Here is a 6,862-nt window from a genome sequence, read left to right as displayed (position 1 = left end):
TTCACACAGATCAAGGAGCTGTCTACCACTCTAAAGCTTTCGCTAAAGCGCATGAAAATTATAACATAATTAGATCTATGTCGCGAGCTGGAACACCTACAGATAATCCAATTATCGAATCATTAAAGGGATGGATTAAAGCAGAAATGGCGTGTGATTATCAATACTGGTCCGTAGATAACTTTGAAAATTATATCGAAGCATATGTACATTATTTTAATTTTGAAAGACCTGCTTACTGTTTAAATTACAAAACCCCTATCCAATATAAAATGGATAAGGGTTTCTAGTCTTTTATTAATGTCTACTTTTGTTTGACAACTCCACATCGATGAGTGTTCTTTTCTTTATAATAAGTTTAGTTTTTTGAGTATTTTTTTATGAGCTGTAATAATTGCTAGATTCTTTAATTCTTCGAGTGGAACAAAGTACCAATTTTGATTTACGTCTTGGATATTCTCAACGATAAAAACAGAAATATTCCACTGTAAATGGGAAAACTTATGCTTCAAAGTGAGCACAGGATTCAAATCCATTACCCCATCAATTTGAGGTAATCGTAACAGTCCTTCCATAAGCCCATCTTCATGATCATCAGAAATTAAAATTTTATCATCCTTGGTAAAAATAATAACGGATTTTTCATAAATTGGAACGGGTTTCGCTTTTGGGATGAAGGGTATTGTACCCACACATTCTCCACGATAACAAGCACACATTTCTTTAAATGGACAGCCTTCGCATGTCGTATTACTTGGGGTACAAACAAGTGCTCCAAGTTCCATAAGGGCTTGCGTGAAATCGCTGGGGTCAGCCCCGTTTAGGAGTAACTCTTCCTTCAGAAAGGCTTCAAAATACTTATGACACGCCCGTGTATTGACATTTTCGGTATAGTTAAGATATCGTGCCATTACACGCTTTACGTTTCCATCGATTGCAATTTCAGGAAGACTGAAAGCAATTGAGGCGATGGCACTAGAGGTATAATCACCGATTCCGGGAATTTTCATGAGTTCTTTCTTATCAGCTGGAAGTTTACCTTGGTAATGTTCCATAACGAATTGCGCTCCTGCATGGAGATTTCGTGCACGTCGATAATAACCAAGGCCTTCCCACATTTTTAAGACTTCATCAATCTCAGCCTTAGCGAGGCTTTCCACATTCGGATATCGTTGAATCCAGCGATCGTAGTAGGGGATCATGGTAGCGATTTGTGTTTGTTGGGCCATGATTTCGCTTACCCATATTTTATAAGGATCTTTTTGAGATCTAAATGGTAATTCACGTTTATGTTCGTGATACCAGCCCATGAGTCGTTCTGTAAAGTTCATAATGATAGTATACACGATAACATAAAAAGAAAAGAGCTCGGTGCTCTTTTCTTAGAGAGATAGTGCGTTTCATTATCATTTACTTCATAAGTGGTTAAGAAGGAAATCATGAAGTAAATTTCAAGAGAGACAATGAATTGCGGTAACAACTTACATTATTTTCCAAGTTGTTACTTATATGATATACGGAATCAGGGCGGAAATCAAGAATAAATGGTATAATAAACGTGGGAAAAAATGTGAAGAGGACAATTATGGAAACTTATACTAAATCGCTTTCTAAAAAAGATAAGATAACGTTGATCTTCCAACTTCTATTAGGTGTTTTTACAGTCATAGTTGGTGTTTTATTTATATTTAGAGATAAAATTTTATGGTCATTAATCTATTGGATGTTTGTGGCCATGTTAGCTGCAACATTTGTACTATTCTTATATCGATCTGTAAAGAATCGCAGTATATCAGATGCACTTATTGCGCTCGGTTCGGGTGTTTTTCTTGGTTTAATTATATATAAAGAAGCCCTTTATATCGAAATTATGGCATTGTTTTTTGGTATTTGGGCTCTGTTTAACGCGGTGGTTCATGGTCTTGAGTTTTATGTCGCAATTCATGAAAAGCAAAAAAATAAACTCTTCAAGCTCTTTGCGTCGATTGTGTCTTTGGTTATGGGGATTGTGTTATTGACACGAGGCGTCTCAAATCGATTTTTAATGAATATTCAAATTGGTGCTTATGTAATCTTTTTTGGTATCGTATCGATTCTATCTTCGGCTCGCGTTTTATGGCGCCATCAAACAAGTGTTCGTTTATCGGCACCGGTTTTTCTAGCCGCAATGAATCCATATTTTCTTGTAAAAGAGACCCGTAAGTTAGTTCAAAGCAATCCCGATGCCGTTATCGATAAGGTTGTGAAGACAGAAGGAAACTATATCTCGATCTATATCTATGCGAAAGATCATGGTTATAATCGTATGGGTCATTTAGATATTGGATATAACGGTGTTATTTATTCTTATGGTGCACATGATCCATTTAATCGTGCTAAGTCTATGGCATATGGCGATGGTGTTATGATTGTGGGTAGCGAAGTTGATTATGTTCAGTATGCGGTGGATGACGATACAACTGTTTTTCGATTTATTTGTGAGTTGTCAACGGAACAACGTGAATTCGTTGAAAAGCGTTTGGATGGGTTGTTTAAGTCTGCATACTATTTTAAGTGGCCCTATAATTTGGATACTAAAAAAGAACATCATCTTACGAATTTGATTGATGCGGGAGCTTCTGTTGATTATTATAAGTTTAAAGAAGGTGAATTTAAGACCTATAATGTTTTTACCACAAACTGTGTCTTAATTGCGGATTATGTTATTCAATCGACGGGTATGAAACTTTTTCAAATGAGTGGTGTTATTACACCGGGTGCTTATTATGATTATCTTGATAATCTACTCAATAAGCCAGGATCAATCGTTGTGAAGAGAGAAATATATCGCAAAAAAGAAGTTTAATGAACCCTTAGGGGTTCATTTTTTATTATTACCTGGGCATTATCATTGATATTATTTCGAATTCGAAATAATATGGTACTACAACCAGGAGGTAGTTATGAAACAGTTAAAAGGATTACACCATGTTACTGCAATTACAAGCAGTGCTGAAGAGATTTATAAATTTTATACATATATATTAGGAATGCGACTTGTTAAGAAAAATATTAATCAAGATGACATTCATACCTATCATTTATATTTTGCAGACGACCGAGGCAATCCCGGGACAAATATGACTTTTTTTGATTTTCCAAATATTTCTAAATCCCAACGGGGAACGAATGAGTTATCAAGAACGAGTTTTAGAGTTGCGTCGGATGATGCGCTTTCTTACTGGGAGAAACGCTTTACCAACTATGAAATTCCATTTGAATCAGACCAAATGTTCTTTGGTAAAAAAGCAATCACGTTCGAAGATTTTGATGGTCAACGCTATGCTTTAGTTTCAGATGAAACAAATATAGGAATTCCTTCCGGAGAGCCATGGTATAAAGGACCAGTTCCTGATGCTTATGCAATTACAGGGCTTGGACCGATGTTTATGGATGTTTCTAATCTTGAATTAACGCATCAAGTTCTTTCAACAGTATTTGGGATGCGAAAGATGAAGACCGAGGATACCTTAACGCTTTATGAGATGGGCGATGGCGGCAATGGTGGATCAATTATCGTCCGCGAGAATTTAACGCAAGGAAATGCCGTTCAAGGTTATGGTGGGGTGCATCATGTTGCTTTTAGAGTTGATGAGAAAGAAGATTTGATGAAATGGTATCGTGAGTTATCGGAAATGGGGATTCCAAGTTCGGGTTATGTTGAGCGATTTTATTTTGGTTCACTATATATCCGCATTCTTCCAAATATCCTTTTCGAGCTCGCAACAGATGGTCCAGGGTTTATTGATGACGAAGAATCGTATGAAGTTCTGGGAGAGATGTTAACATTACCACCACGTCTTCGTCCAAAACGTGACTATATTGAATCACAAATTAAAAATTTTGATACTGTACGCAGTACGCGTGAATTCAAGAAAGAGGTGTTTTAATGTCATCGCTTAAAACACTTACCATACTTTTCCGAACACATCAGACTATCTTAGATCACGTTAAGGAGAGTATTAAGGATTTTGATATTAATGTGAACGAGTTTCAAGCTCTAGAAGCACTCTATCATAAAGGAAAGCTCACGACTCAGGCTCTTTGTGATACCGTACTTGTGCCAGGCAGTAGTATGACATATGTTGTGGATCAATTAGAAAAGAAAGGTCTCGTTATGCGCTTGAAAGACGAACGTGATCGAAGAATAAACTATGTTATGTTAAGCAATAAGGGACTTTCAGAAATCGAAATTATCTATCGAACGCATGAACAGGAAATGCGAAAATGTTTCGACAGACTTTCGCCCGAGGAAGAGGCGACATTACAAACACTTCTTAAAAAAATAGGGAAAGAGGGATTGTATGATTCATAAGATGATACCAGGAACTTCAGAGCGGACGATTATAGGTTTACATGGAACGGGTGGAACGGAAGAGGATATGTTTCAGATTGCACGTTATATCGATCCAGAAGCTACATATATCGGCATTCGAGGGAATATTGTGGAAGATGGAATGAATCGATATTTCAGACGTATCGATATGAAAACATTCGATCTCGAAAGTTTGGAACAGGAAACAACGAATTTAAGAAATGAGATTCTAAAATTACTTAAAAATTATGATCGATCATTAGAGTGCGTTTCCGTTGTAGGATATTCAAATGGTGCGAATATTACGTTAAACTTACTAAAAATGAATTTTACGCTCTTTAAAAATGCACTGTTATTTCATCCAATGCATGTACAACCCACGATTCCATTTCCACAAAATTTACCAACCCGAGTATTGATAACCAGTGGTGAAGGGGATCCGTATACTGATGTTCAAGATATTGAATTGATGATTGAAAAACTGAACGCATCTAACATTTTCACAACACACTTTCACACGCACCATGGCCATCAATTAATTCCAGAAGAAATTAAACAAGCCCGAGATTTTTATGAAATTTAAAACACAAGATTTAAGTGCGAAAGAGCGTTATAAATTTTTAACAGGCAGTGTCGTTCCACGTCCTATTGCATGGATTACAACCCGAAACACCGATGCTTCAATCAACCTTGCACCATTCAGTTTTTTTAGTCTTGTTTCAACCGAAGTTCCAATTGTTTCCGTTGCAATTAATCGGAATAACGGAGAGCTTAAAGATACCAGTAAGAATCTCTTACAAACACGCGAGTGCGTGGTTCATATTGCAAATTACGAGAATGCGGAAGCAATGAATGAGAGTTCGATGATTCTATCTTATGGTGAAAGTGAAGTAACAAAGCTTAATCTCGAAACACAATCAAGTGTGATGATTGAGACTCCAAGTCTTAAAGATACAAAAATTAAACTTGAAACAGAATTATTTAGTCATCAAGAAATAAAAGATGCAAGGGGTGTATGTACAGATCTGTTTTTACTTAAAGTAATCCATTTAGATTTTGATGATTCAATTTTTGATCGGAAGCAGGGGTATCTTGATGTAAATAAACTTGGTCCGATTGCTCGTCTAGCGGGAAATCAATTCGCAGCATTGAAGCCAGTTTTTACCTTAAAACGTCCTATTTAAAAAGAAGCTCACAATTGAGCTTCTTTTCTTAAAGTTCTTGCAGTAATTTTTTCGCAACGTCCTGATTTAATTTCGGTTCTTGAAGTAATTTCGATACAAGACGTTCAACATCTTCGGATGGACAACCAACAGCTAAAGCGAGCGATTTCGCTTGAAGTTTCATATGTCCACTTTGAATTCCTACGGTTGTAAGGGCATAAAGTGCAGCAAAGTTTTGTGCTAAACCGACAGAGGCAAGAATCATCATCAGTTCTTCTGCATTTTTATATCCTAAAATTTTCCGGCTTAATTGAGCTTTGGGGTGAATTGCAATAGAACCTCCAACGGTACCAATTGGAAGCGGAAGTTTAATAATGCCTTCAATCATATTGTCCGAATTTATATTCCATGTTGCAAGGGGTTGATAACTTCCACTCATTGATGCATAACTATGAACCGCTGCTTCAATGGCACGCCAATCATTTCCGGTTGCGACTACAACGGCATCAATACCATTCATAATGCCTTTGTTGTGTGTTGTAGCCCGGTAAGGATCAACTTCAGCAAGATGACTTGCTTGTTGAATGCGAAGTGCAATATCGTCTGGATAACGAAGCGTTTTTGGATCAATAACGACACGGGCCTCAGCCAGACATTCCGTTGCAAGGTTTGAAAGGATGGACATCAACGGATGTTCATCAAAAACAGACTCAAGATGATTACCGATTGCCTCTAAGATTGTGTTCATCATGTTTGCGCCCATTGCTTCTTGCGTGTCAATGGTACAATAAACAATCAAAAAAGGTGTCTTATTGGGTTTATTTATATACGCGGTATGAATGTGACGCAAACCACCGCCTCGCTGCACAATTGAAGGATAAGCATCACGAGCAATTGTAAATAATCGATCACGATTATCTTCCAAATATTGTATCATTTCTGTTTGCCTTTGAGGATTTGCGAATGCAATTTGTCCGATCATATTGCGTTTATAAATACGAGCATGAATGCCACCATTACATTGCATAATTTTGGCGGCATTACTTGCAGCTGCAATTACAGAGGGTTCTTCGGTCACCATAGGAATCACATAGTCTTGATTATTTATCAAAAAATTTGGAGCACAACCCATTGGAATTTCATAAGTTGTGATTGCATTTTCAATCATATGATCATAAATTTCCGAACTGAGTGGAATATCGAGATCATCGTCATAACGGTTTTGATTTTCCAAAACATTACGGCGTTCTGTTATCGTCCTTTTATAAAATTTATTGTACATAATGAGCACTCCTTTTATAAATATCATACCGAATTTGATTATATATGCCAAGTAGAATTGAGA

At 36.8% G+C, this 6,862-nt stretch carries 8 protein-coding genes; 6 read left to right on the top strand and 2 right to left on the bottom strand.

From position 1 onward, the window contains the following. The coding region (locus EPJ90_RS01855) for an integrase core domain-containing protein (protein WP_200542504.1) at positions 1-290 on the top strand (290 nt) is incomplete at its 5' end. A gap of 57 nt (positions 291-347) precedes the next feature. Here EPJ90_RS01855 and mutY read toward each other — a convergent pair. Next, the gene (mutY, locus tag EPJ90_RS01850) at positions 348-1,331 is read right to left on the bottom strand and encodes an A/G-specific adenine glycosylase (RefSeq protein WP_125164895.1); all 984 of its coding nucleotides are present in this window, start codon (positions 1,329-1,331) and stop codon (positions 348-350) included. A 254-nt stretch (positions 1,332-1,585) separates the two neighbouring features. Between mutY and EPJ90_RS01845 the strand changes: the two genes are divergently transcribed. From EPJ90_RS01845 to EPJ90_RS01825, 5 genes are all read left to right on the top strand, one after another. Further along, positions 1,586-2,845: an HdeD family acid-resistance protein gene (locus EPJ90_RS01845; RefSeq protein ID WP_161637582.1), complete on the top strand. Its 1,260-nt coding sequence runs from the start codon at positions 1,586-1,588 to the stop codon at positions 2,843-2,845. A gap of 97 nt (positions 2,846-2,942) precedes the next feature. Next, positions 2,943-3,929 (top strand): ring-cleaving dioxygenase, encoded by a 987-nt coding sequence (locus EPJ90_RS01840; protein WP_161637581.1) that lies wholly within the window; start codon positions 2,943-2,945, stop codon positions 3,927-3,929. Continuing rightward, positions 3,929-4,354 carry a MarR family winged helix-turn-helix transcriptional regulator gene (locus tag EPJ90_RS01835; protein ID WP_161637580.1) on the top strand — a complete coding sequence of 142 codons (426 nt, stop codon included), beginning with the start codon at positions 3,929-3,931 and terminating at the stop codon, positions 4,352-4,354. The genes EPJ90_RS01840 and EPJ90_RS01835 overlap by 1 nt, the downstream gene beginning before the upstream one ends. Next, on the top strand, positions 4,344-4,937 hold the full coding sequence (locus EPJ90_RS01830; protein WP_161637579.1) for an alpha/beta hydrolase: 594 nt from the start codon (positions 4,344-4,346) through the stop codon (positions 4,935-4,937). Before EPJ90_RS01835 ends, EPJ90_RS01830 begins: the two co-directional genes overlap by 11 nt. After that, entirely contained in the window at positions 4,927-5,538 is a 612-nt protein-coding gene (locus EPJ90_RS01825) for a flavin reductase family protein (protein ID WP_161637578.1), read from the top strand. The genes EPJ90_RS01830 and EPJ90_RS01825 overlap by 11 nt, the downstream gene beginning before the upstream one ends. A 28-nt stretch (positions 5,539-5,566) precedes the next feature. On the opposite strand, the gene EPJ90_RS01820 is transcribed toward EPJ90_RS01825, so the two are convergent. Beyond that, on the bottom strand, positions 5,567-6,799 hold the full coding sequence (locus EPJ90_RS01820; RefSeq protein WP_161637577.1) for a hydroxymethylglutaryl-CoA reductase, degradative: 1,233 nt from the start codon (positions 6,797-6,799) through the stop codon (positions 5,567-5,569). Between the last annotated feature and the right edge of the window lie 63 nt (positions 6,800-6,862).

This window comes from Erysipelothrix sp. strain 2 (EsS2-7-Brazil) (genome assembly GCF_016617655.1).
Lineage (GTDB): Bacteria > Bacillota_I > Bacilli_A > Erysipelotrichales > Erysipelotrichaceae > Erysipelothrix > Erysipelothrix piscisicarius.
Note: the sequence above shows the minus strand (reverse complement) of the source record. Positions and strands in the feature narration are given on the sequence as shown.

Excerpts from the sequence above, each read along its gene's own strand:
- EPJ90_RS01820 (WP_161637577.1), bottom strand. The coding sequence starts at position 6,799 with ATGTACAATAAATTTTATAAAAGGACGATAACAGAACGCCGTAATGTT.
- mutY (WP_125164895.1), bottom strand. The coding sequence starts at position 1,331 with ATGAACTTTACAGAACGACTCATGGGCTGGTATCACGAACATAAACGT.
- EPJ90_RS01825 (WP_161637578.1), top strand. The coding sequence starts at position 4,927 with ATGAAATTTAAAACACAAGATTTAAGTGCGAAAGAGCGTTATAAATTT.
- EPJ90_RS01845 (WP_161637582.1), top strand. The coding sequence starts at position 1,586 with ATGGAAACTTATACTAAATCGCTTTCTAAAAAAGATAAGATAACGTTG.
- EPJ90_RS01830 (WP_161637579.1), top strand. The coding sequence starts at position 4,344 with ATGATTCATAAGATGATACCAGGAACTTCAGAGCGGACGATTATAGGT.
- EPJ90_RS01840 (WP_161637581.1), top strand. The coding sequence starts at position 2,943 with ATGAAACAGTTAAAAGGATTACACCATGTTACTGCAATTACAAGCAGT.
- EPJ90_RS01835 (WP_161637580.1), top strand. The coding sequence starts at position 3,929 with ATGTCATCGCTTAAAACACTTACCATACTTTTCCGAACACATCAGACT.